This window comes from Kutzneria sp. NPDC051319 (assembly GCF_040682195.1).
GTDB lineage: Bacteria > Actinomycetota > Actinomycetes > Mycobacteriales > Pseudonocardiaceae > Kutzneria.
In genome coordinates this window covers 16,409-40,356 of the sequence record NZ_JBFBAM010000036.1, presented here as the reverse complement: position 1 = coordinate 40,356, position 23,948 = coordinate 16,409, and the positions used below count along the sequence as shown (strand labels likewise).

The following is a 23,948-nucleotide window of genomic DNA, read 5'->3' as shown; positions in this document are numbered from 1 at the left end:
CCGTGTGCGGGCTTTCGCCGCAGTGGTCACGACAACTCGGCGGCCATGCCCTCGCAGGTGCGGACGACGACCCGGGCCACGTCCACGGTCGCCTTGCGTGACAACGGGTTCTCGGCCTGGCGCTGCCAGCGGGCCAAGGCGTCGAGGACCGCGGCCCGCTGGTCGTCCTCGTTCACGTTCGGGGCCAGGCCCAGGCGGGACCAGGCCTGCGCGCCGCCGGCCCCGAGCAGCCGCTCGGCCTCGTCCATGGCGTGATCGCTGAGGTCGGTCACGCCGGAACGCAGCGCGCCGAGGACACGGAGCTCGGTGAACTCGTGCGCGCCGGCCAGGATCCGCTCGACCTCGTCTCGCAGGATTTCGGTACCGGGACGGGAGTCCTTGCGCAGCAAGGCATCCACCGCCAGCAGGGCGGAGCGGGACTTGAGCAGGTCGCGGCGCTGCGTGAACTGGGCGGCGAACACCGCCCGCAGCTCGTCGATGCCGCTGCGCCGGGTGAGCTCGGCCGCGAGATGCCCGGGATCGTTGAAGCCCTGGCGGATCAGCGCCAGCGACAGCCGCACGCCGAACAGCCCGAACCGTTCCAGCAACGCGAAACCGTCCGTGTACTCGATGAACCGGTCGGCCGACAGCAGCGCCGACTCGACCTCGGCCCGCGGCGTCGCGGCAATCCGGGCCAGTGCGTCGAATTCATGCTGGTGCAGCGATCGCGCGGTCTCGGCCAGGAGCCCGGCCACCGGCACGACGCCTTGGCAGAGGCGTCGCAGGCGCGGGTCGGACCGGTAGCGGCGGGCGATCTTGCTGGCCGACATGAGGGCGTCCACCCGGCCGACACCGATCTCGTCCGCCCTGGACAGCACGGCGATCGTGTTCACCGGGTTGGCCCGCGCGATTCCGTTGTCGTGGAACGACTCCAGCAGACGCAGGTCCGCACTGTGCAGGTGCCGCATCAGGTAGACGACGGCGTCGGCCTCGCTGGGCTCGTCGTCCGGAACGAGAAAACCGTTGGCGCGCGCGGAAATGTCCGTCGACAGGGAGGCGATGCCGGGCGTGTCGATGAGGATGGTGTCCGACAGCCCGCGTGACGGCCAGTCCACCACCAGCCGCTCGACGTGGGCGGGATTGAGGCCCTCCAGGTCGATACGCAGGGCCCCGTCCTCGCGGTCGATGCGCAGCTGCCTCGGGCCGCCGCCCAGCGGATGCGCGCAGACCCGGGGCCGGTGCCCTTGCCGGTACCAGGTGACGATGCGGGTGCACTCCCCCGCGTCGGTCGGCGCCAGCCGCTCCCCGACCAACGCGTTGAGCAGCGTCGACTTGCCCGCCTTGACCTGGCCGGCGATCGCCACCCGCAGCGGCCCGTCCAGCCGGTCCAGGTGCTCACGCAGCGACTGCGCGATCTCCGGCGTCTCCCGGAAGACTTCGACAGCGTCCCGAAGAAGGGTGCGGACCTGCCCGCCCAGCCGGCTCATCGGGCCAGCTCCCGGGCCAGGCCCGCCAGGTGGTCGACCCGGGACAGCTCCGCCGTGACGTCCTTGATCCGCCCGTCCCGGCTGCCGGCATCGGCCTTCAAGGCCTGCTGGGCCGCGCTCAGCGCCTCCTGCACCGACCGGGACAGCTCCTGCGCGTGGGCGGTGAAGTGGTCCCGCAGCGTCCGCTGGAGTTCACGCAGCAGGTCGCGGGATTCCTTGCCCACCTGGAAGATCAGGTCGTCGACGAATCTCCGCGCCGCCGACTTGGCCTCGCTCTGGCGTCGTTGCAGCATGCGTTTGCGCTCGTCCTTCACGGTCTTGCGGCCCAGCAGCAGACCGGCCGCCACCGACACCGGGTTGAGCAGGGTGAGTCCGGCGACCGTGCTCAGCATGCCGATCATGATCGTGCCGCCGTAGCCGCCACGCATGCCGGTGATCACCTTCTGGCCGATGCCGAAGCGCTCGCCGGCCGGCATCTCGAAGCTGCTGGAGGCGGTCGGGGCGTGGAAGCTCAGGTCGGGCAGGGCCTGCTCGCCGGCGTCGCCGAAGTGCTCGGCCACCTGCCGGGCCAGCCACTGCGCCCGCTGGTGCGTCCACACGAAGTTGGCCGACGCCGCGGCCGCGCCCCGCTGGTGCAGCCACAGCGTGAACTCTTCGTCCACAGTGGCCGGATCGACGGTCTCCAGCTCCTCCTCGGCCTCCCGCAACAGATGCCGCATGCGGTCGCGCAGGTCGTAGTCGATGTCGGCGATCAGGTCGCTGACGCCGTCGTTGAGGGTCTGCTGCCAGCGCGCGGAACGCTCCTTCAACGCGTCGACCCGGCCGCGGGCCCGGGTCAGCTGGGCGATGAGATCCTCGGCGTGGTGGGGATCCCGGTACGCGGCCAGCTCGGCCTGCATCGACGCCGACAGCTGGGTGGTCACCGACAGCACATCGTTGGCCACCGAACGATCGGCGAGCGCCGCCGCCTGGCCGAGAATGTCGTGGCGCAGCCGGTGGATCAGCTCCGGGAAGCCGGACTCGTCGTTCAGCTGCGAGTCCTGGGTCCGGATGGCGTGCTGCCGCAAGGTGGACGAGACGGGGATCAGATCGGCGTCCACGTCGGCGGCGGCGAGATGCCCCCGGTTCAGCTCGGCGATCCGCCGCCACTGCGGGTAGAGGTCCGTCTTGGTCAGCACACACAGGACGGTCGGGCACATCTTCATGGCCTGCCGCAGGAAGTCCAGCTCCGGCCCGGTGTACTCCTGGGCCGCGTCGGACACCAGGATCACGGCGTCGGCGGTGGGCAGCACGGCCATGGTGCTGGCGCCGTGGGCCGAGTCGAGGCCGCCCACTCCCGGCGTGTCGACCAAGCAGAGGCCGCCGGACAGCACGGTGCGGGGAACCCCGACCTCCGCGTAGCGCAGTCGCTCGCGGTTGCCGGGGTTCCCCGCTTCCGAGACGTGCTGGGCGAGCTGGTCGATCGGCACCTGACGCCGCTGGTGCTCGTCGTCGCCGACCAGCACCACCGACGGTTCCGGGGCGTAGCGGACCAGCGTGGGCACCGCCGTGGCCAGGTCGTCGTCGACCGGGCACACCGGGGCGTCCACCAGGGAGTTGACCAGCAGGCTCTTGCCCTGCTTGAACTCGCCGACCACCAGGACCCGGACCTCCGGGTCGAGCAGGCGGCGGCGCGCCACCGCCAACCGCTCGCCGAGATCTTCCCTGCGGTAGGCCGCGGTGGCCCTGATCGCGAGGTCAAGCAGCTCGGCGGCGGTCGGCGGCATGGTGGCGGCTCCCGATCAGATGTGGATGAGGTTGTGGTCGACCTCGTTGTTGGAGGCGATGTCGTTGTTGGACGCGACATCCGTGTCGTTGTGCGAGTCCAGCTCGGTCAGGCTGTGGTCGTGCGAGTCGTTGCCCGAGCCGATGGCCGTGTTGTTGTCGGAGCCGATGTCGTCGTGCGAGTCGTTCCCGGAGCCGATCGCCGTGTTGACGTCGTCGTGGGAGTCGTCGTGCGAGTCGTTGCCCGAGTCGACCGCGGTGTTGTCGTGCGAGTCGTTCCCGGAGCCGACGGCCGTGTTGTTGTGCGAGTCGTCGTGCGAGTCGTTCCCGGAGCCGATCGCCGTGTTGTCGTGCGAGTCGTTGCCGGAGCCGACGGCCGTGTTGTCGTGCGAGTCGTTGCCCGACCCGACCGCGGTGTTGTTGTGCGAGTCGTTGTGGCTGTCGGTGGTGTTGTGGCTGTCGGTCGTGTTGTGCGAGTCGGTCTGGCTGAGGCTGCTGCCGTTGGTCGCCGTGGCCACGTCGCCACTGCCGTAGGCGTGCACGTCAGTGGAGTTGTCGTCGTTGGAGCCCGTGGCGCTACCTCCCACGGCCACCGCGCCGCCGTGGTCGGCCGTCAGGTCGCCGTTCTGCACGTCGTTGCCGTTGCCGACGACGTTGTGGTCGCCCGTGGTGACCACGGAGTGGTTGTCGAAGCTCTGGAAGACGTCGCGGGCCCACACGTTCTGGTTCACCGAGTTGTCGACCACGGTGTTGTGGCTGTCCACCGAGTACGAGTAGTTCTGCGTGATGTAGCGGATCTGCTCGATGGCGTGCTCCATGCCGCCGCCGCCGTGCACCGGCGGGGGCGGCGGCGGGGTCACCACGTGGCTCGGGCCGCCGGCGTCGTAGGTTCTGTCGAACGACTGCGCGGCGTCGATGACCAGGGGCATCGCGTCGTGCACGTCGGCGGCGCACAGGTGGTTGAAGCCGTGGTCGTTGAGCACCTGCTGCGGGTTGGACTCGAAATGGTCGCGGGCGCTCTGGTCGCCCAGCAGCTCCATGATGAAGTCCAGCAAGCTGATTCCGGTCGCCATGGGAATCTCCTCCTCGGTCGGCGAGTTGCCATGACGCTAGGTAGTGATCAGCCGTGGGGGCATCGGGTGGCGGCCCCCGTCTCGTTTCCCCGGCGTTGGGGGATCGGATACGGGGGTCGGTTGGGGGATTATTGGGGGTTTTCGGCGCTAATGACCACCCAGAGTGTCGCGATGAGTCTCCCGTGGGCTATCTGTTGGGATTGGACCTGGGCACGACATTCACCGCGGCCGCCATACGCCGAGGTGGTGGACCCCCGGAAATGGTCACCCTCGGTAACAGAAGTACGTGCATGCCCTCGGTGCTGCACATCGGCCGCGACGGCTCCGTGCTGGTCGGCGACGCCGCCGAGCGGCGGTCCGCGGTCGATCCGTCCGGGGTGGCACGCGAGTTCAAGCGGCGGATCGGCGACGTCACGCCGATGTTGCTCGGCGACGGCGGGCACACCGCCCACGAGCTGACCGCGCGGCTGGCCCGCTGGGTCGTCGACCTCGTACGGTCACGAGAGGGCGGCGAACCCGAGCAAGTCTCGATCACGCATCCGGCCGGCTGGGGTGGGCACAAGACCGCGCTGCTGGGCACCGCGCTGGCCGAGTACGGCCTCGGCGACTCGCTGCTGCTCAGCGAGCCGGCCGCCGCCGCCATCGCCTACGCCTCGACCGAGCGGCTCGCGCCCGGCGCGGCCATCGGCGTCTACGACCTCGGCGGCGGCACCGTGGACACGGCCGTGCTGCGCAAGGACGCCATCGGCTCGTTCGAGCTGCTCGGCGAGCCCGCCGGCGACGACCACCTCGGCGGCGTCGACTTCGACGAGTTGCTGTTCGAGCGGATCCGCAACCAGTTCCCGGAGCTCATGACCGGCCTGTCGGCCGACGACCCGCTCGCGGTAAGCGCGGTCGGGCGGCTGCGGCGGGAGATCACCGAGGCCAAGGAGGCCCTCTCGCTGGACACGGAGGCCGTGATCCCCGTGCTGCTGCCGTCCGGGCAGCGGCAGGCGCGGCTGATCCGGGCCGAGTTCGAGGCGATGATCCGGGCCGCGCTGGAGGAGACCGTCGACCTGCTGCGGCGGACCATCCGCTCGGCGGGGCTGACCGAGGCCGACCTGGCGGCGGTGCTGCTCGTCGGCGGTTCGTCGCGGATCCCGCTGGTCACCGAGCTGCTGTCGGCCGGGTTGGGGCGTCCCGTGGCCGTCGACGCCGATCCCAAGGCCACCGTCGCCATCGGGGCCGTGTTGTCGGCGTCGCTGGACAACGTCGTCGAGCCCGTGCCGGCGATCGTCGCGATGACCGCGCCGCCGGCTCGGCCGACCGAACCCGAGATCCCGTTGCACCTGGTCACTCCGGCACCCCGCCCGGCGCGGTTCGTCCGGCCCCGGATGTTCGCCGGCGCCGCCGGGTTGGCGCTCGTCGCGATGGCCAGCAGCGCCTTGGTGTACAGCGCCCAGACCGCCGACTCCGGCGCCCCGGCCCAGGCCGCGACCCCCGGCACCACGCCTTCGGTCGCCCAGCCGCCCGCCGGCGGCGCCAGCGGCACGAACGCCGCCGCGCACAAGCCGTCCAAGACGACCACTCACAGCACGTCGACGTCCAAGACCTCCGGCAGCAACGCCACCACCACCTCCGGCGCGGCGCCGACCACCTCCCCTGCCCCGGACACCAGCGTCCAGGATCGGGCCGGTGCGCCGATGATCGGACCTCCCCCGGACGACAGCACGTCCTCCTCGGAGGCCCCGCCGCCTCCGCCGCCGCCGACCACCACCGTGGACACGCCGCCGCCGTCGACCAGCGCCGCCGCGCCGCGCAACGACCCGCCGCCCGACGACACGCCCCCCGCCACGATCGTCACCTCGGCCCCGGCCGACACCACGACGTCGGTCATCGCCTCGACCACCGACCCCGGCCCCACGACGACCTGACGCTCGCCCCGCATGTGGCGGGAAAATGGGGAGGATGGCGTGGGAGGGGTCAGAGCTAGTCGACCTCTTCGGGGGCGTCGTAGATGGGCTCGGTGGCGCCGTAGACGGTGTGCACCTCCACCGAGCCCAGGCCGATCGTCACCAGGAACTCGCGCACCTGCGGCTCGGTCGCGCCGCCGAAGATCAGGTGTGTTGTCCAGGCCGGGCGGTCCGGCCGCTCCTCGAACTGGATGTAGTGCAGGATCCCGTGCGGCACCTCGCCGCGCTCGATGACCTGCTCGGGCCGGCCCCACTCGGCCAGCAGCAGCTCCGTGTACTGCCCGCCGCCCGCGCCGAGCTGTCCGAACAGCACGGGATCGAGCAGCTTCACCTGCGGTTGTTCGCCGTTCCACGACGCTAACTCCGACACCCCGACATCATGGGCGTGAGAGGGTGGGAAAGCAAAGATCACTTGTGATGGGAGTGCGCCGTGGATCTGCTGCGACTGGACCGGGAGGACGCCGGCCTGGCCGTGCTGACCGTCGACGCGCCGCCGCTGAACCTCTACACCGCCGCCATGCAGGCCGAACTCCTCGACGCCATCGGGCAGATCGAGGCCATGCGGCCGCGGGCGCTGTTGATCAGGGCCGTCGGGCGGGTGGTGACCGGCGGCGTCGACGTTGCCCTTTTCGACGCACAACCCTCGGCCGCCGCGGCCAAGAAGGCGTTCGACGAGATGCTGACGATCCCCGACCGGATCGCGGCGCTGCCGTTCCCGACCGTGTTCGCCGCGCACGCTCTGTGCCTGACCTGGGCGTTCGAGATCGCCGTGGCGTGCGATGTGCTGCTGGCCGCCGAGCGCGCCAAGTTCGGCCTGGTGGAGAACGTCATCGGGCTGACGCCGACCATGGGCGGCACGCAGCGGCTGGCCGCGCGGGCCGGGGTCGGGCGGGCCAAGGAGTTCGTGATGACCGGCGACCGCTACGACGCGGCGACGCTGGAGCGGTGGAACGTCGTCAACCGGGTGCTGCCGGATGACGGATTCGACGACGCCGCGCTGGCCTACGCCCGGCGGCTCGCGGCCGGGCCGACCAGGGCCCACGCGGCGACCAAGCAGGTGTTGCGGCACTTCGAGCACGGCGGCGTTCCCGAGGCGAACGCGCACGTCACCGCCATCGCCGCCGAGCTGTTCGACACCGAGGACCTGCGTGGGGCCGTGCGCTCGTTCCTGACCGACGGTCCCGGCAAGGCCACTTTCTCAGGCCATTGACAGGTTCTCCGGGAACCTTCCCTCCATTGCAGACCGTTTACCAAGTGTTGGCGAACGGAGGAGGTGGCGGGAATGGGTTCCGGAGTGGTCGTCAGCGCGGTCGACGAGGTCGTCAAGGCCCACCACGACGGCGCCGACGGCCGTGCCCTGGCTGATCGGATGCGCCTCGCCGCGCATCCGGCCCTGGCCGGCATTCTGTTGCCTCCCAAGGACTGCCACCCCATCCCGGTCGGCGACCGGTGGGTCAGCGTGTGGCCGCTCGGCGCTCCCGTTGCCGACGACGAGGCCGCCGCGCCGTGGGCCGAGGCCGGCGGCCTGCTGGCCCGCCTGCACCGCGTCGACCCGTCCCGCCTCGGCCGCATCCCCGCCGCCGGCACCCCCGCCCGACTGTCCGGGGCCGTTGCCCGATTACGCGGAAACCCTTCCGCCGCACCGGTTCTCGCCGCCTGGGACACCGTCCGACCGTTGGAGCCCGGCTACCACCTCGTGCACGGCGACTGGCACCTCGGGCAGCTCGTCCGCTACGGGGGCCGGTGGCTGCTGATCGACGTCGACGATCTCGGGCTCGGGGATCCCGCCTGGGACCTTGGCCGCATCGCCGCCGGCTACGCCATCGGGGCCCTGCCCGAGCACGGCTGGCAGCGCTTCCTCGCCGGCTACCGCGCCGGTCACGGCCCCACCATCGCCCTGTCCGGCGATCCCTGGCCCGTGCTCGAACCCGTCGCCCGCGCCTTCGTCGTCTACACCGCCGCTTGCGCGTTACTCGCCGACCGCCCCCTCGACGACGTGGACCGGGCCTTGCTCGCCGCGTGCCGCCGAATGACCGACACTGAGGAGACCCGATGAACTGCCCCAAGTGCCCCGGCTCCATGCGCAGCTACGAGCGCAACGGCGTGCATGTCGAGCAGTGCGACACCTGCCGCGGCATTTTCCTTGACCACGGCGAGCTCGAGGCCCTCGCCCGCGCCGAGGCCCAGTGGTCCAACAACCAGCAGCAGTACGCCAACCAGCCGCCCCAGCAGCACTACGCCCCCGGCCCCGGCTACGGCGGCGGCCACCACAACGGCCCCGGCTGGGGCGACCGCCGCCAGCGCAAGGGCGGCTTCGGCCGCTTCCTGTTCTCCTCCTGACGACGTTCGGAACGGACCGTTCCTCTACTCGGAGTTGAGGAACGGTCCGTTCCCAGCGCGCCGGCGTCAGTCGAGGAAGCGCTCGGCGACGGTCTCGCCGTGGAAGGTCTGGCCGGTGGGCGTGAAGCCCAGTCCCAGGTAGAACCGCTCGGGTCCGTCCGGGTCGGGCACCCAGAGCACGGTGATCCGGTTCTGCCCGCGGCGCCGGGCCTCGGCGCAGAACTGCTCGACGGCGAAGCGTCCGTACCCGCCGCGCTGGTGACCGGCCGCGACGTTGAGCCGCCAGATGCCGCAGCGGAAGAAGTCGAACGGGGCATCGGGGTCGAAGCAGCCCATGAGGAAGGCGACGAGCCGGTCGTCGTCGTAGACCAGGCGGGGCCAGGCCGCGGCGGGCTGGGTGTAGGCCTCGGCCAGGGATTCCGCCACGGGCGCGACGAACTTCTCCTGCCACGGCTCGACTCGCAGCGCACAGGCGGCCGAAACGTTGTCCGGGGTCACGGTTTCCAGTCGGAGGGACATGACCGGGGAGTCTGGGCAACCGCCGGGACGCGTGTCCACGCGCGAGCGGGCGAGATCACAGAGCCGGTCAGGCCCGGACGGCGGGCCCGAACGACGGCAGGTACATGGGCACGGTGTCGGCGAACTCCAGGCGGGGCAGGACGGCGGTGTCCATCTCCCGGGCCAACTCCTCGGGCGTGCGCCACACCTTGGCCTGCTGCCGGTAGGAGTTGACGGCGCGCAGGGCGGTGCCGGGCTCGGTGGGGTCGTCGGCGTAGATGTAGGGCCGGCGGAACCAGCCGGAGATGGGGTCGGTGCTCTCGTCGGGGGTCTCGGGCAGGGACCTGACCTGCTCGAGGTCGAAGTCGGCGGCGCCGAAGCCGTAGCCGCCGATGACGTCGAGGTTGAACAGGGCGAGCCTGGGCTCCTCGGGGATGGGCGGGGCGGCCAGCCAGTGGCGCACCTCGTCTTCTGTCATGTCGGAGCCCAGCGTGGTCAGGACCCGGGTCCACACGGCCTCGACGGAGTCGCCGAAGGCGGCGATGACGTGGTCGAGCACGGCGCACGAGGTGGCGCGGCGTCCCCGGCGCAGCCCGGAACCCGGCTCGCGGCAGCGGGTGCAGCGGCCGTTCTCGTCGACCACGTGGTCGTCGAGGAGCGCGACCAGGGCGGCGCACATGCGCAGCATCCAGTCACGCTCGTCGTCGGAGCCGAGCACGCGGACGGAGTCGACCGCGCCGGTCTCCAGCCACGCGACGACCCGGTCGAGCTCCATGATCGCTCGTTCACGCAGGGTCAATTTCCGCAAGCGGCCAGGATAGGGCCTTTCCGTCACGTCGCGGGATCGGCCGACAGCGGGATTGTCACCCCGCTGACAAAAGATCAAGGATCATCGGCAGCTCACCGACCCCGGAGATCACCTTCGCCGCGCGGGCCACGACCTGCGGGTCGGGCGGGAAGTGCTCGTTGGGCACGGCCACCACGATCATGCCGGCGTTCAACGCCGCCCTGATGCCGTTGGTGGAGTCCTCGACCGCCACGGACTTCGTCGGGTCGACGCCCAAAGCCTTGGCAGCGGCCAGGTACACGTCGGGCGCGGGCTTGCCGGCCCCGGTCAGCTCGCTGGACAGCGCGACCTTCACGACGTCGCCCAGACCGGTCGACCGGACCACCTCGTTGATCAACGCGGGCGGCGAGGAGCTGGCGATGGCGACCGGGCAGCGGGCGGCCGCGGCCCGCACGGCCTCGACGGCGCCGGGCAGCAGCGGCGGGCCCTCGGCGTAGCGGGCGACCATGCCGTCGACCACCAGTTGGGCGATCTTGTCGGGGGTCAGCCGCACTCCACGTGCAGTAGCCAGATACTCCGCCCACTCCGGCGTGCTCATGCCCATCAGCGCCCGGGTCGTGTTCTCGCCGTCCCAGGTGCCGCCGTGCTCGGCCGTGACCGCCCGCCGCACCTCGTCCCAGGTCCGCTCGGAGTCGACCAGCACGCCGTCCAGATCAAATACCACCGCGTCCACACCCGGAGGCTAATGGATGACGTCTGCGTGAAGTGAAGATTGAATCATTGCTCCCGCTGCGTGGGCGGGAGATCCTCGTGCGGCGAGTTCACCTTCCCCTGCACCGGAGGTACGCACCCATGCGCCCCATCACCGGCGCGGCGCTCGTCGCCGCGCTGACCGCGGCCGTCCTACCCGGACTGGCCGCCAGTGCCCACGCTGCCACCACGCATCGTGTCCTTTTCGACGCCACCAAGGCCGAAACCGCCGGCAACGCGGACTGGATCATCAGCACCAGCCAGCCCGATCCGCTCAAACAGGATTCAACGCCCAGCAGCGACAAGGACTGGACCGGGGCGCTGTCCTCGTGGGGCGTCGCGCTGCAGAAGACCGGTCAGTACACACTGGACACCCTGCCGGCCGGCAACACGATCACCTACGGCGGCTCGGGCGCGCTGGACCTGAAGAACTTCGACGAGTTCGTGCTGCCCGAGCCCAACATCCAGCTGTCGGCCACGGAGAAGAAGGCGCTGCTGACCTTCGTGCAGAACGGCGGCGGGCTGTTCCTGATCTCCGACCACACCGGCAGCGACCGCAACAACGACGGCTGGGACTCGCCGAAGATCATCAACGACATCCTGACCAACAACGGCGTCGACAACACCGACCCGTTCGGCTTCTCGGTCGACCTGAAGAACATCAGCACCGACCACCCGGTGGCCATCAGCGACTCCTCCAACCCGGTGCTCAACGGCTCCTTCGGCGCGGTGAAGCACAGCCTGATCGCCAACGGCACCACGTTCACGCTCAAGCCGGCCGACAACCCGAACGTGAAGGGCCTGCTGTACCTGAGCACCTCCTCGCCGGGCAACGCCAACGCCACCTTCGTCACCAGCACGTTCGGCCAGGGCCGGGTGGCGATCTGGAACGACAGCTCCCCCATCGACGACGGCACCGGCGAGTCGGGCAAGACCCTGTACAACGGCTGGACCGACTCCACGGCCAACAACGCCGCCCTGGCCCTGAACGCGACCGCGTGGCTGGCCGGCAGTGGCTCCACCACTCCCCCGGGCGGCGGCAACTGCGCCTCGCCCGGGCAGAAGCTGGCCAATCCCGGCTTCGAGAGCGGCGCCACGTCGTGGAGCGGCAACGCCACCGTCGGATCCGCGCAGGCGGCGCACGCCGGCACCAGCGACGCCGCGTTCGACGGCAAGGGCGTGGCGACGACCAACACGGAGAGCCAGACCGTCTCCATCCCCGCCGGCTGCTCCGCCAGCCTGAGCTTCTGGCTGCACGTCGCCACCGCCGAGACCACCACCAGCAGCAAGTACGACACCTTCAGCGTGGCGGTCGGCTCCAGCACCGTCGCCACGTACTCCAACCTCGACGCGGCGAGCGGCTACCAGCAGCACTCCGTGGACCTGTCGGCCTACGCCGGCCAGTCCGTGACGATCAAGTTCACCGGCGTCGAGGACTACGAGAAGCAGACCACCTTCGTCCTCGACGACACCGCCCTGACGGCCTCCTGACCTCTCTCCCCCATGCAGGGAAGGACGCCTTACCCTCGTTGAACGCGGGTAAGGCGTCCTTCCCTGCATCAGGCCGCCAGCGGAAGCCGCAGCGGCGTCACGAAGACCAGAATGGATCCGCGACTGCGGTTGTGTGATCGGTTTCACTCCTCAGTAGCAGCGGTAAAGCACGTTTGCTTCGTTGTGTGACCGTGAGCAGGACAGGGACCGCACTGGCGGTCGCAGCGGGTGTCGGCGGCGTGGCGTTGAACGTGATCGTGCGGCGGGCGCCCTGGCGGCGGTATCCGCTGTCCCTGGTGGGCATGGGGTTCGGCGTCGTCGGCGCGGAGGCCTCGGTGCCGGCCGCGGCGGCGCAGCTCGCGGTCACGGGCGTGGCGGCGGCGCTCAAGGCCCATCGCAGCAAGATCGGCGTGGCGGCAATGGCCGTGTCCCTGGGCGCGGCGGTCGGTCTGGCTGCGCTCCAGAAGCCCGCCAACGACACGCGGCGGCACCTCCAGGGCGCGGTCGACGAGGCCCTGGGCCGCGGCGCGGTGGAGGTGTGGGCGCCGACTCCGGCGCTGCCGCAGGGATATCGCCGCAAGGAGTTCATCGTCGCCGACGGCGTCCGCTACTCGGGCGACCAGCAGCTGGACGTGTGGCGCAAGGCGGGCGTCACCGGCGCGCCCGTGCTGATCCAGGTGCACGGCGGCTCCTGGACCGGCGGCGATCGCCGCCAGCAGAACCTGCCGCTGCTGGCCCACATGGCCGACAACGGCTGGGTCTGCGTGGCCGTCGACTACCGGCTCGGCCCCAAGAACCGCTGGCCGGCGCAGATCGTCGACGTGAAGCGGGCCATCGCCTGGGTCCGCGACAACATCGAGCGGTACGGCGGCGACCCGTCGTTCATCGCCGTCACCGGCGGCTCGGCCGGCGGCCACCTGGCCGGTCTGGCCGCGCTGACCGGCAACGATCCCGCGTTCCAGCCCGGTTTCGAGGACGCCGACACCTCGATCCAGGCCGGCGCCCTGCTGTACGGCGTCTACGACCTGTCGGCCTTCAACGAGGACGGCAGCTCCGGCCTGCGCGACCACATCCAGCGCGTGATGATCGACGACGACCCCGACTCGGCCGCCTTCCGCGACGCCTCCCCGATCCACCGGCTGACCGCCGACGCACCGCCTCTGCTTGTGGTGCACGGTGATCGCGACGAGATCGTCTCGGTCGACCAGGCCCGTGAGTTCGCCACCCGGGCCCGGGAGCTCGGCTCGCCCTTCGGCTACGCCGAGCTGCCCTACGCCCACCACGCCTTCGACTCCGTCGCCGGCGCCCGGACCGTCGCTACCGCACACGCGGTGGAGCAGTTCCTGTCGTACCTGGCCAAGAAGTGAGCTCGTACTCCACCTCGCCGTGCTCGGATCCCGGCAGCGGGTCATCCCAGTCCACATGGAACGTTCGCACGTGGCGCATGCCGAGTTTCTCCATGACCCGGCGCGATCCCGTGTTGACGAACATGGTCTGGGCCGTGACCCGCTCGACGCCGTCGGCAAAAGCCTTGCGCAGCACGGCAAAGGCACCCTCGGTGGCGTAGCCGAGGCCCCACTTGTCCCGTCGAACGCGGTAGCCGAGCTCCTCCCCCAGCCCGAACCAGCCCACGAAGTCCCCGGTGGCCTTCTCGATACCGATCCAGTAGCCCGCGCGCCCGACCAGCCCCACCGAGCTGGCCCCGTCCGTACCGAGGAAGCGCATCACCTCGGGGTCGGCGTCCAACGCCCGCAGCTCGTCCACATCGGACGGTCGGGCCGGGCGCAGCAGCAGGCGATCGGTCTCCACCGGGTCAGATTGCGGCAAGCCGGGCGGCGAAGGCCACCGAGTTCCGATCAGCGGACGACAACCGGACACATCCGAGCAGAATCATTGACGCCAGCTCACGCGGACCTTACATTCGCCGTTGAGAGCGCTCTCACCAGCACGTTTCCGACCGGCAACCCTGCACACCGGGAGGTTCCATGCTCAGAGTCGCGTTGGTTCGATGTGCCCTGCTCGGCGCACTGGCCCTGTCCGCCGCCGTCCTGGCCGCTCCGGGCGCCGTCGCGTCCACCGGTGCGCCACCGACCCCCGCTCCGACCACCGCCGCCCCGCCCGCGTCCAACGGCCCGACCGTCACGCCCAAGGTCACCATCTGCGACAAGTACTGCGACGGCCGGGATCCTGCCCTGGCGGCGCAGGACCGGACAGCCGTGACCGCCACCGCGGCCGGCCGCCAACTCTCCCTGCACCTCGACGACTCCGACGACATGGGCTGGGGCGCCCTCACCGGCAGCTCCGCCGGCGACGAGCTGTGGCTGGACCGGTCCTTCGACGCCGGCCGCAGCTGGACCTCCGGTTCCAAGATCGGCGACACCCGGACGCCGGCCGGCTACCCGGGCTGGCGCACGCTCATGTTCAACGTCGACGACTGGAACAACAACGGTGTCGGCCTGCTCCGGGCCTGCGCCCAGGCGGCGGGCGGCACGGCGATCACCTGCACCGACTGGCGCCGCACCACGTGGAACGCCAACGACCGGCGCGCCGCCGCCGCGACCACGTTGATGGAGGACTACGACAACGGCACCGGCCTGTTCGACACGACCGGCTGGTGGAACTCGGCCAACGCCCTGACGGCGATCATCGGTGACATCCGGGCGGCCGGCATGGGCAGCTACACCTACGCCATCGCGCGGACGTACGACAAGAACCTCTCGGCCCAGGGCGGCAACTTCACCAACACCTACAACGACGACACGCTCTGGTGGGGCCTGGCCTGGGTCGCCGCCTACGACGTGACCGGCGACAGCCGCTATCTCAACACCGCCCGGTTCGACGCCGACCACGTCTACTCGTACTGGGACGGCACGTGCGGCGGCGGGGTGTGGTGGAGTTCGGCGAAAACGTACAAGAACGCCATCCCCAACTCGCTCTACATCCAGCTGAATGCCGCGCTGCACAACCGGATCGCCGGCGACTCGGCGTATCTCCAACGAGCCAGGGCCGGGTGGACGTGGTTCCGCAACAGCGGGCTGATCAACGGCCAGAACCTGGTCAACGACGGCCTGACCACCGCCTGTGCCAACAACAACCAGGCGACCTGGTCCTACAACCAGGGCGTGCCCCTGGCGGCGTTGGCCGAGTTGTACAGGGCGACCGGGAACACCGCCTATCTCGACCAGGCCCGCACGCTGGCCAACGCGTCCACGACGAGCACCGTCCTCAACACCAACGGAATTCTGCACGACCCGGGCGAGCAGCCCGGTGGCGGCGGCGCCGACGGCCCGACCTTCAAGGGCGTCTACGCCCGGGATCTGGCGGCGCTGAACGCGACGCTTTCCGACCATCCGTACACGAACTACCTGAAACGCCAGGCGGATTCGGCGTATGCCAGTGATCGCAACGGGTTCGACCACTACGGGTTGGTCTGGTCCGGCCCGTTCGACCAGTCCGACGCGGCCCGGCAGCAGAGCGCGCTGGACCTGCTGAACGCGACCGGCTGAGCACAGCGGTGGTCCCCTGCGCCTCGATCAGCGGAGGGGACCACCGTCGGAAAGCCCTTACCTGAATGCGATGGCGTACAGGCCGTAGCCGACGATGGCGGCGCAGAGCACGAAGCAGCCGATGGCCACCACGTTGTTCAGCGCCGCCTCGCCGCGCTTCGTCCACGAGTTGATGCCGACCGAGAACAAGCCGACGAACAGCACCGAGGCCACGATCGCGACCACGAAGACCGTGCCGAGACCGCCCCAATTGATCGTCATGGACGTCCTCCTGCTCAGACGGCCGCGGGCGCGGGGGTGGCGGATGAGGGCAGCTCGTTGACGTTGCCGGCCGACACCGGCTGCCGGCGGGACAGCACGTAGGCGCCGACCGCGATGGCCACCGCGGCCAGGGCCACGACGGCCGTGCCGACGTTGCCGAGCGACGCGGTGCGGCCGGCGATCGCGCCGACGACGGCCGCGGCCGGCAGCGTGAACAGCCACGCCACGGCCATCCGGCCGGCGACGCCCCAGCGGACCTCGGACAGCCGCTTGCCGATGCCGGAGCCGATGATCGCGCCGGTGGCCACGTGCGTGGTGGACAGCGCGAAGCCGACCTGTGAGGAGGCCAGGATCGTCGCCGTGGCGCTGGCCTCGGCGGCGAAGCCCTGCGGCGTCTCGATCTCGGTCAGGCCCTTGCCCAGTGTGCGGATGATCCGCCAGCCGCCGAGGAAGGTGCCCAGCGAGATGGCCAGGCCGGAGCCCAGGATGACCAGCAGCGGCGGGTTCGAGCCGGACGGCAGCGTGCCGGCGGCGATCAGGGTCAGCGTGATCACGCCCATGGTCTTCTGGGCGTCGTTGGTGCCGTGCGCGAGCGAGATCAGCGAGGCCGAGATGATCTGGCCGGCCTTGAAGCCCTTGGCCCGCTCCGTCTTGTCGGCCTTGTTGGTGACCTTGTAGGCCAGGAACGTGGCGGCCGTGGCGACCACGCCGGCGATGATCGGCGAGGCGACGGCCGGCACGATCACCTTCTCGATCACGGTGGTGAAGTGCACCGCGTCGGAGCCGGCGGCGATCCAGGTGGCGCCGATCAGGCCGCCGAACAGGGCATGCGACGAGCTGGAGGGCAGCCCGAGCAGCCACGTCAGCAGGTTCCACACGATGGCCCCGACCAGCCCGCCGAAGATGATGGCACTGTTGATCTTGGCTTCGTCCACGATGCCGCTGGAGATGGTCTTGGCCACCTGCACCGACAGGAACGCGCCGACGAGATTGAAGACGGCCGAGACGGCGACCGCCATTCTCGGGCTGAGCGCCCCGGTGGCGATCGAGGTGGCCATGGCGTTGGCCGTGTCGTGGAAGCCATTGGTGAAGTCGAAGGCCAGCGCGGTCACGATGACCACGACGACCAGGAGCGAGAGATCCATCCGCGCCTCCTGCCGCATCGGAGGACCGCAAGGTAAACGGCGTAGGCGAACGGCAGGTGAACCGAATCAGGCCGAAGTCGATTCGCGCACCGACGAATTGCCGGAATGTTGCACAAGAGCTCTTGTGCAACATCTCTTGTGGATGCATCCTGGACCGCATGACCGACTCCCAGGTGCTGGCCGCGATGGCCCATCCGCTACGCCGCCGCCTGATGGACGTGCTCGCCGTCGACGGCCCCGCCACCGTCTCCACGCTGGCCGAACGCACCGACCAGGCCGTCGGCAACATCAGCCACCACATGAAGGTGCTGGCCGCCGCCGAGCTGGTCGAACAGGCCCCCGAGCTGGCCAACGACCGCCGCGAACGGTGGTGGCGCAAGCGCTCGGGGCAGGTCCGGTTCGCCGTCAGCGATTTCGCGGACGACGCCGCCGCCACGGTCATCGCCGAGGCCGCGGAGTCGCTCAACCTCGAACGCCACATCGCCGTGATGCGGGCCTGGATGGCCGGCCGCGAAGACTGCTCGCCGCAGTGGCGGAGCGCGGCGTTCTCCTCCGACTCCTGGCTACGCCTGTCCCCCGCCGAGCTGGCCGAGTTCTCCGAGGAGCTGATCGCCCTGATGGTGCGCTGGGCCCGCCGCGACATCCCGGACGACGGCCAGCAGCGCGAGCCGGTTTTCGTGTTCGGCTACGGCGTCCCGGCCAAGCCGTGAACCACGACTTCCGCGGTGCTGTACCTGAGCATTCCAGCGGCCCAATTCCTGAATTTGCTGACGGTTGCTCAGCTTCTGGTGGTCGCAGTGCTGACCGGCGTGGCGACGGTGTTCTTCACAGCCGGTGACCGGATCCTGCTCACGTTCACCGTGTACGGCGCGGTGTCCAATCTGGCGCTGATGGGGTACCAGGCGATCGAGTCGCTGTTCCTGCTGCGTGACGTCGGCGCGAACCCGGCAATGATCGGCGGCCTGTTCATGGTGGGCAGCGTCGGCGGCCTGGTCGGCTCGATGCTGGCCGCGCGGATCGCCGCCCGCGTCGGCAACGCCCGCGCCGTGCTGCTGTGCCAACTGGTCGCGGTCACGTTCGGCCTGCTGCTTCCCCTCACCGGCCCGGGTTTCGGCCTGCTGTTCTTCGTGATCAGCTCGTTCGTGCTGGTCGCGGGCGTGGTCGCGTCGAACGTGATCTTCTCGGGCTGGCGGCAGGGCTACTGCCCGCCGCACCTGCTGGGCCGGGTGTCGGCCAGCTCGGCGGTGATCTCCACCAGCATGATGGCGCTGGGCGGGCTGCTGGCCGGCGCGCTGGGATCGGCCATCGGCACCCGGGCCACGGTGTGGGCGATGGTCGTGCTGCTGGCGCTGTCGGCCGGGATCCTGCTGACCGGCCCGATGCGAGGCCGGCGCTGCCTCCCGTCAGCCCCGCACGCCCATCTGCCGCAGCCGAGCCACGACCTTGGCCGGACCGTCGACCGGGACGACCGAGCCGAAGTGGAGCTCGTCGAGGCCGCGGGCGCGGATCACCAGGGCGGCATGCGATGACTGGTGCGTGAACAGGTCCTCCAGCCAGTCCGTCTCCTCCGCCGAGCCCTCGGTGCGCACGGCCGTGACATCGGTCAGCGGTAGCCCGAATGCGCCGCCGCTGCCGGGCAACAGCCGACGCACCTCGGCCAGATGGCGGGTCTCCGGCATGAAGATGAAGCGCTTGGGCGTCAACACGAGTCCACATGCGACTGTCGCGCCGAACGACTGGCGGGCATGCACAACCTCCAACAGCGACTCGTCGTCGTCCAGGTAGCCGGCCAGCCGCGCCCCATGCTCCAGGGCCGTGGTGTCAGCCGGGTACTTGAACCTGGACAGTTCGAGCAGCCGGTCGCCTAACTCAGATGCACGTCGGAACACCACGGGAGGCTTATCGCGGGCCGGCCGTGTCCGTTACCAGACAGGAATCGACTGCGCCGCAACGATTACGCCGATTGCTCTGGCACCATGAGCCGGCCGCCACGATTCCGCCGCCGCTCACGAACGGGGTAGACATCGTGCACAGAACCGCCGCAGTCCTGCTCACCGCCGCACTGTCCATGCTGGTCACCGTGGCTCCCGCGCACGCGGCCGTCGCCACCGCGACGAACGCCGTGTCCGCCAACACCCTCGACGCGTACTGGACGCCGCAACGCCTCGCGCAGGCCAAGCCGATGCCGGCGCCGCGCGCCCTGCCGACCACTGCGCAGGAGCAGGTGGGCCGGCCGACCTTCGTCCACGCCACCGAACCCGCCGGCTTCCAACCCATGAGCAGCGTGTGGACGACCATGGGCCGCCTCGTGTTCTCGGTGCCCGGCAAGGGCGACTACCTCTGCTCGGCGAACGTCGTCACCAGCAACAACCGTGACGTGATCGCCACCGCCCGGCACTGCGTGATGGACATCAGCACCGGCCAGACGTACAACAACTTCCGCTTCGCGCCCTCCTACAACCGTGGCAGCGCACCCCAGGGCTGGTGGAACTGGCGGTCCATGGGCTGGCGGATCGACGACACCAGCCCCGGCGGCGACAACGCCTTCATCGTGCTGGCCACCGGCGGCAACGGCAACCGGCACGTGCAGGACGCCGTCGGCAGCTCCGGCATCGGCTTCAACCAGCCCAGCAACAACTACGCGCACGGGCTGGGCATCCCGGCCGACAAGGACTACGCCGTCTGGTGCGAGGGTCAGCCCTACGACGGGCCGCAGGGCGGCGTCCAGATCCCCAACTGCAACGGCCTGTCCGGCGGGGCCAGCGGCGGCGCGTTCATCGTCAACTACCAGGGCGACGGGTCGGCCATGCAGACCGCCAGCTTCTTCGGCAGCTGGGGCGACTCCTACTTCGCCTTCTACCGCAACGCCGCCCTGGACGTCTACAACGGCGCCCAGAACGCCTGAGTCGTGACGGCGCCGGCCGCCACCGGCGCCGTCAGAAAGCGATCTGCTCGCACGCCTTCCCCTGTGACAGGTACTCCTGGTAGGCCTGCTGCCAGACCTCCGCGCAGATCCAGGCGCCGTTGGGCACGTCGCGGCCGAGGTCGACCCGGAACACCCGGCCCTGCGGCCAGTGCGCCGTCTCGCTGTTGCGGTCCAGGCCGGGGCCCCAGATGTGGAGATGCCCGTAGACGTCCTTCGTCGTGGACGCGTCGACGTGGCTCACGTGCAGGCCCTCGCCCACCACGTTCACACACGCGCTCCTGCTGCACCCGCCGACGGCGAGCGCCGCCGGGGCGCCGGTCGCCGCGACCGTGACCACCGCCAGCGCGACGATCCCGACCCGCATTGCCGACATCCGCACTCCTTCAGTACCCCGTTCGGCCCATCCTCGCGCGCGCGAGCCCCCTCCCGCCCGCGCCTCCACCCCATCGAGTGACGCCTTAAAACCACATGCGCTTCCCATGTGGCATCTGGCGCCACAGGGGAAGCGCATGTGGCAAACCGGGGGGTGGGTAGTAGGGGGCGCGAATATGGGGGCCGCGTACCCATGTAGGGGGGTGCCGGACGTGACACCTTTCTCAACGTGACGAAGTCAGCGACGTTCTGGTGGGCCGGGGGCCTGACCCTGCACGAGCGGTTACCCCGCCCGTCGCAGCAGGTCAGCGGCACCGCGAACGCGCTGGAGCGGCTTCAGCGGTGGCGCCGGGCGCACGAGGAGCTGGCCCCGGACTGGTTCGAGCGGCGGCTGGCCGCGGCCGGCCTGGACGAGAAGCTCCTGACCGGACTGCTGGCCGAGGCGCCCGACGCGCTGGGCCGGCGGGTGGCCCGGCCGGGCTGGGCCGACTTCGTCGCCTCGGCCCTGACCACGCCGACCGGCCACCGCCAGGGTTTCGGCGACGACTGGATCGGCGCGCTGGCGGCGGGGCTGCGGCCGCTGGTGGAGATCGCGGAGGCGGCCGTCGCCGGGGCCGCGGACGCCGACGTCACCGCCTGCTTCGTGCACTGCCTCGGCCGCTGCCTGGCCCGGCTGGCCGCGCGGACCCTGGTCCTGGAGCTCAACCGGGCCCGGGCCGAAGGCCGGCTCAAGAGCGGCACGCCGGCCGAGCGGTTCGCGGAGTTCGCCCGCCGCCCCGACCTGGACGCGTTGTTCGCGGAGTACCCCGTGCTGGCCCGGCTGCTGGCGCAGACGTGCCAGCAGGCCGTCGCCGCGCACCTGGAGCTGCTGGAGCGGCTGGCCGCCGACCGGGACGCCATCGTCGAGACACTGCTGGACGGCCGCGACCCCGGCCCGCTGGCCAAGATCGAGTCCACCGGCGGCGACGCCCACCAGCACGGCCGCTCGGTCGCCCTCGTGACGTTCGAGGACGGGCGAACCGTCGTCTACAAGCCACGCCCGCTCGACCTGCACGACCACTTCAACGACCTGCTGGACTGGCTCAACGGCCGCGTGCACGACCTGAGCCTGCGCCGGATCGCCCTGCTGTGCCGTGACGGCTACGGCTGGCAGGAGTTCGTCTCGGCCGGACCGTGCGAGGAAGTGACCGGGCTGAGCCGGTTCTACCGCCGCCAGGGCGCGCTGCTCGCCCTGCTCTACGCCGTCGACGGCAGCGACATGCACTACGAGAACCTGATCGCCGCCGGGGACCAGCCGGTGCTGGTGGACGTGGAGACGCTGTTCCACCCGACGATGCAGGTGGACACGGCGACGGGCCACGACCCGGCCGCGCAGGAGCTCGTGCGCTCGGTGTTCCGCACCGCGCTGCTGCCGCAGGTGATGCTGGGTGAGAACGGCTCGCTCGACCTGTCCGGGCTGGGCGGTGACCAGGGCGTCTTCCCGACCGATGGGGTGGGTTGGGACGGCGCCGGCACGGACTCCATGCGGTTGGTCCGGCGGCCGGTTGCGATGCGGGGAGGCCGCAACCGGCCGCGTCTGGGCGAGCGGGAGGCCGAGCCGCGCGAGTACCAGGCGGCGCTGCTGACCGGCTTCCAGGCCGCCTACGACGCGATCGTCGAGCACCGGTCCTCGTTCGTGACCCTGCTGCGCAGCTGCTCCGAGGACGAACTGCGCTTCGTGGCGCGGCCGACCGCGCTGTACGCGACGCTGCTGGATGAGTCGACGCACCCGGATGTGCTGCGCGACGCCCTCGACCGGGACAGCGTGTTCGATCTGCTGTGGACGGACTCGCTGGACGACCCGATGCGACGCCGGCTCGTGCCGCACGAGATCGCCGACCTGTGGGCCGGTGACGTGCCGATGTTCACCTGCCGAGTGGGTTCCCGCGACGTCTTCTCCGCCACGGGAGTCCGGCTGCCCAACCTGCTGGCGGTGTCCGGTCTCGACGCCGCCGAGGCGAAGATCGCCGACATGGGCGAGATCGACCGGCACAACCAGGAATGGCTGGTCCGGGCCTCATTCGCGACCCGCCCGCAGCCCGTGTCGCACCGCGGCGTCGATGTGCTGCCGGGCGCGGTGGCCACCGTCGTGCCGGATCCGCAGCGGCTGCTCGCGGCGGCCTGCGGCATCGCCGACGAACTGGTCGGCCGGGCGGTTCCCGGCCCGGACCGGACGAACTGGCTCGGCCTCGAACTCGTGGACGACCGGCAGTGGACCGTGCTGCCGATGGGCGCCGGCCTGGCCAACGGCTACCCGGGCCTGGCCCTTTTCCTGGCGCAGCTGGCCAAGCTGACCGGCGCGCCCCGCTACGGCGACCTGGCCCGGCGGGCGATCCAGCCCATCCCGCGGCTGCTGGACGCGCTCGGCGACGACCTCGGGCTGGCATTGGCCGTCGGCTCCGGCGGTTTCCACGGCCTCGGCGGCATCTGTTACGCCCTGGCCCGTCTGCACCGGCTGCTCGGCGACGACGCCGAGGTGCTGGGCTGGCTGACCACGGCCGTTCGGCTGGCCACGGCGCTGGAGACCGAGGCGGGCGACGAGCCCGCCGACGTCGCCAACGGCCTGGCCGGTGGCCTGGCGTCGATGCTTGCCGTGCACGCCGAGACCGGCATGTCGACCGCCGGCACGCTGGCCATTCGCTACGCCGATCGGCTGGCCACCGGCCGCCACGCCACCACCGACGCGACCGGCTTCGCCCGCGGCCCGGCCGGTGCCGGCTGGGCCCTGCTGCGGCTGGCCTCCGTGATCGGCAGCGACCGGCACGAGGAGGCCGGCGCGGCTTTCCTCGCCGCGGACGGGGATCCCGCGGCGAGGCTGGACGATCACGGCTGGTGCGGCGGCGTGCCGGGGGCGGTGCTGGCGCGGATCGGCCGTGCGGACGAAGGGCTCGACCGCTGCGTGGACGCCCTCACGGGACACCCGCCCCTGCGTGACCTGAGCCTGTGCCACGGTGAGCTCGGCGCCATCGAGGCACTGACGGTGCTCGGCCGCGCCGGCGACACGCGGGCCGCTGTGGCCGTCGGCCGCCGGGCCGGCCTGGTGCTCGGCTCGCTCGACCAGTACGGGGCGCGCTGCGGCACGCCCAACGAGGTCCCCACCCCCGGACTGTTGTGTGGCCTGGCCGGCGTCGGCTATGGCCTGCTGCGACTCGGCTTCGCCGACCAGGTGCCGTCCGTGCTCCTGCTCGACGCCTGAATTTTCGTTGTGCCACTGAGGGAATTTACTGAGGGAGACTGGGATGAACGACTTCACCGCCGACGAGACCGCCGCCGAGTTCGCCGCCGTCGAGGGCGAGAACCCGGCCGGCGAGATCGTGCTGAGCACCAGAACCCGCGCGGGGGCGCGGGCTCGGGCGCTGGCCGGCCTCACGCTGGGCATGAGCGCCTTCATGGCGGTCACCGCCATGCCGTTCACCACGGTCAGCGCGCCGGGCACGGTCTGACCACCGGCTGATCGACGGGTCCCCCCATCCGATGTGCCCGGATGGGGGGATCCGTCGTACCCCTAGGGGCAGACCGTCCCGCAATTCGGCCATTGACGATCGAGTTCTGCTGGATTTTCAAGCTTGTGCGATTAG

At 70.8% G+C, this 23,948-nt stretch carries 23 protein-coding genes; 12 read left to right on the top strand and 11 right to left on the bottom strand.

Annotated elements, in window-relative coordinates; genetic code table 11:
- Window positions 1–26: 26 nt before the first annotated feature.
- From AB0M73_RS29720 to AB0M73_RS29710, 3 genes are read right to left on the bottom strand one after another with little or no spacing between them, the layout of a single operon-like run.
- Window positions 27–1,466: a dynamin family protein gene (locus AB0M73_RS29720; protein ID WP_363897177.1), complete on the bottom strand. Its 1,440-nt coding sequence runs from the start codon at window positions 1,464–1,466 to the stop codon at window positions 27–29.
- Entirely contained in the window at window positions 1,463–3,232 is a 1,770-nt protein-coding gene (locus AB0M73_RS29715) for a dynamin family protein (protein WP_363897174.1), read from the bottom strand. The genes AB0M73_RS29720 and AB0M73_RS29715 overlap by 4 nt, the downstream gene beginning before the upstream one ends.
- 15 nt (window positions 3,233–3,247) lie before the next feature.
- Window positions 3,248–4,303, bottom strand: a complete 1,056-nt coding sequence (locus AB0M73_RS29710) for an IniB N-terminal domain-containing protein (RefSeq protein WP_363897171.1) — start codon at window positions 4,301–4,303, stop codon at window positions 3,248–3,250.
- Window positions 4,304–4,485: 182 nt separating this feature from the next.
- Here AB0M73_RS29710 and AB0M73_RS29705 point away from each other — a divergent pair, with 182 nt between their 5' ends.
- A complete protein-coding gene (locus AB0M73_RS29705; protein WP_363897168.1) occupies window positions 4,486–6,216 on the top strand; it encodes an Hsp70 family protein in 1,731 nt (576 codons plus the stop codon).
- A gap of 55 nt (window positions 6,217–6,271) precedes the next feature.
- Here the strand turns inward: AB0M73_RS29705 and AB0M73_RS29700 are convergent, their stop codons facing one another.
- On the bottom strand, window positions 6,272–6,625 hold the full coding sequence (locus AB0M73_RS29700) for a hypothetical protein (protein ID WP_363897165.1): 354 nt from the start codon (window positions 6,623–6,625) through the stop codon (window positions 6,272–6,274).
- A 69-nt stretch (window positions 6,626–6,694) separates the two neighbouring features.
- Here AB0M73_RS29700 and AB0M73_RS29695 point away from each other — a divergent pair, with 69 nt between their 5' ends.
- The 3 genes from AB0M73_RS29695 to AB0M73_RS29685 all read left to right on the top strand — a co-directional run bounded on the left by AB0M73_RS29695 (window position 6,695) and on the right by AB0M73_RS29685 (window position 8,595).
- Window positions 6,695–7,465 (top strand): enoyl-CoA hydratase/isomerase family protein, encoded by a 771-nt coding sequence (locus AB0M73_RS29695; protein ID WP_363897310.1) that lies wholly within the window; start codon window positions 6,695–6,697, stop codon window positions 7,463–7,465.
- 72 nt (window positions 7,466–7,537) lie between these two features.
- The gene (locus tag AB0M73_RS29690; RefSeq protein ID WP_363897162.1) at window positions 7,538–8,311 is read left to right on the top strand and encodes a phosphotransferase; all 774 of its coding nucleotides are present in this window, start codon (window positions 7,538–7,540) and stop codon (window positions 8,309–8,311) included.
- On the top strand, window positions 8,308–8,595 hold the full coding sequence (locus AB0M73_RS29685; RefSeq protein WP_363897159.1) for a zf-TFIIB domain-containing protein: 288 nt from the start codon (window positions 8,308–8,310) through the stop codon (window positions 8,593–8,595). Before AB0M73_RS29690 ends, AB0M73_RS29685 begins: the two co-directional genes overlap by 4 nt.
- Before the next feature lie 66 nt (window positions 8,596–8,661).
- Here the strand turns inward: AB0M73_RS29685 and AB0M73_RS29680 are convergent, their stop codons facing one another.
- The 3 genes from AB0M73_RS29680 to AB0M73_RS29670 all read right to left on the bottom strand — a co-directional run bounded on the left by AB0M73_RS29680 (window position 8,662) and on the right by AB0M73_RS29670 (window position 10,613).
- Entirely contained in the window at window positions 8,662–9,114 is a 453-nt protein-coding gene (locus tag AB0M73_RS29680; protein ID WP_363897156.1) for a GNAT family N-acetyltransferase, read from the bottom strand.
- Window positions 9,115–9,181: 67 nt separating this feature from the next.
- Window positions 9,182–9,901, bottom strand: coding sequence for a hypothetical protein (locus AB0M73_RS29675; protein WP_363897153.1), 720 nt, complete (start codon window positions 9,899–9,901; stop codon window positions 9,182–9,184).
- A 55-nt stretch (window positions 9,902–9,956) separates the two neighbouring features.
- Window positions 9,957–10,613 (bottom strand): HAD family phosphatase, encoded by a 657-nt coding sequence (locus AB0M73_RS29670; protein ID WP_363897149.1) that lies wholly within the window; start codon window positions 10,611–10,613, stop codon window positions 9,957–9,959.
- A gap of 119 nt (window positions 10,614–10,732) precedes the next feature.
- Between AB0M73_RS29670 and AB0M73_RS29665 the strand changes: the two genes are divergently transcribed.
- Window positions 10,733–12,121, top strand: coding sequence for a hypothetical protein (locus tag AB0M73_RS29665; protein WP_363897145.1), 1,389 nt, complete (start codon window positions 10,733–10,735; stop codon window positions 12,119–12,121).
- Window positions 12,122–12,312: 191 nt separating this feature from the next.
- The gene (locus AB0M73_RS29660; protein WP_363897142.1) at window positions 12,313–13,488 is read left to right on the top strand and encodes an alpha/beta hydrolase; all 1,176 of its coding nucleotides are present in this window, start codon (window positions 12,313–12,315) and stop codon (window positions 13,486–13,488) included.
- Here the strand turns inward: AB0M73_RS29660 and AB0M73_RS29655 are convergent.
- Window positions 13,439–13,930 carry a GNAT family N-acetyltransferase gene (locus AB0M73_RS29655; RefSeq protein WP_363897139.1) on the bottom strand — a complete coding sequence of 164 codons (492 nt, stop codon included), beginning with the start codon at window positions 13,928–13,930 and terminating at the stop codon, window positions 13,439–13,441. The genes AB0M73_RS29660 and AB0M73_RS29655 overlap by 50 nt on opposite strands.
- Window positions 13,931–14,106: 176 nt before the next feature.
- Between AB0M73_RS29655 and AB0M73_RS29650 the strand changes: the two genes are divergently transcribed.
- The gene (locus AB0M73_RS29650; RefSeq protein ID WP_363897136.1) at window positions 14,107–15,627 is read left to right on the top strand and encodes a glycoside hydrolase family 76 protein; all 1,521 of its coding nucleotides are present in this window, start codon (window positions 14,107–14,109) and stop codon (window positions 15,625–15,627) included.
- Between the two features lie 57 nt (window positions 15,628–15,684).
- Here the strand turns inward: AB0M73_RS29650 and AB0M73_RS29645 are convergent, their stop codons facing one another.
- Window positions 15,685–15,888, bottom strand: a complete 204-nt coding sequence (locus AB0M73_RS29645) for a hypothetical protein (protein ID WP_363897133.1) — start codon at window positions 15,886–15,888, stop codon at window positions 15,685–15,687.
- 14 nt (window positions 15,889–15,902) lie between these two features.
- Window positions 15,903–17,033 carry an inorganic phosphate transporter gene (locus AB0M73_RS29640; protein WP_363897130.1) on the bottom strand — a complete coding sequence of 377 codons (1,131 nt, stop codon included), beginning with the start codon at window positions 17,031–17,033 and terminating at the stop codon, window positions 15,903–15,905.
- Window positions 17,034–17,191: 158 nt separating this feature from the next.
- Between AB0M73_RS29640 and AB0M73_RS29635 the strand changes: the two genes are divergently transcribed.
- The 3 genes from AB0M73_RS29635 (at window position 17,192) to AB0M73_RS29625 (ending at window position 19,938) form a co-directional block, all read left to right on the top strand.
- On the top strand, window positions 17,192–17,743 hold the full coding sequence (locus tag AB0M73_RS29635) for a helix-turn-helix domain-containing protein (RefSeq protein ID WP_363897127.1): 552 nt from the start codon (window positions 17,192–17,194) through the stop codon (window positions 17,741–17,743).
- Window positions 17,744–17,821: 78 nt separating this feature from the next.
- Window positions 17,822–18,562, top strand: coding sequence for an MFS transporter (locus AB0M73_RS29630; protein ID WP_363897124.1), 741 nt, complete (start codon window positions 17,822–17,824; stop codon window positions 18,560–18,562).
- A gap of 497 nt (window positions 18,563–19,059) precedes the next feature.
- On the top strand, window positions 19,060–19,938 hold the full coding sequence (locus tag AB0M73_RS29625; protein WP_363897121.1) for a hypothetical protein: 879 nt from the start codon (window positions 19,060–19,062) through the stop codon (window positions 19,936–19,938).
- A gap of 31 nt (window positions 19,939–19,969) precedes the next feature.
- Here AB0M73_RS29625 and AB0M73_RS29620 read toward each other — a convergent pair whose 3' ends face one another.
- Entirely contained in the window at window positions 19,970–20,332 is a 363-nt protein-coding gene (locus AB0M73_RS29620) for a hypothetical protein (RefSeq protein WP_363897118.1), read from the bottom strand.
- A 228-nt stretch (window positions 20,333–20,560) separates the two neighbouring features.
- Here AB0M73_RS29620 and AB0M73_RS29615 point away from each other — a divergent pair, with 228 nt between their 5' ends.
- Window positions 20,561–23,566: a type 2 lanthipeptide synthetase LanM family protein gene (locus AB0M73_RS29615; protein WP_363897115.1), complete on the top strand. Its 3,006-nt coding sequence runs from the start codon at window positions 20,561–20,563 to the stop codon at window positions 23,564–23,566.
- Window positions 23,567–23,609: 43 nt separating this feature from the next.
- On the top strand, window positions 23,610–23,813 hold the full coding sequence (locus AB0M73_RS29610) for a hypothetical protein (RefSeq protein WP_363897112.1): 204 nt from the start codon (window positions 23,610–23,612) through the stop codon (window positions 23,811–23,813).
- Window positions 23,814–23,948 lie beyond the last annotated feature (135 nt).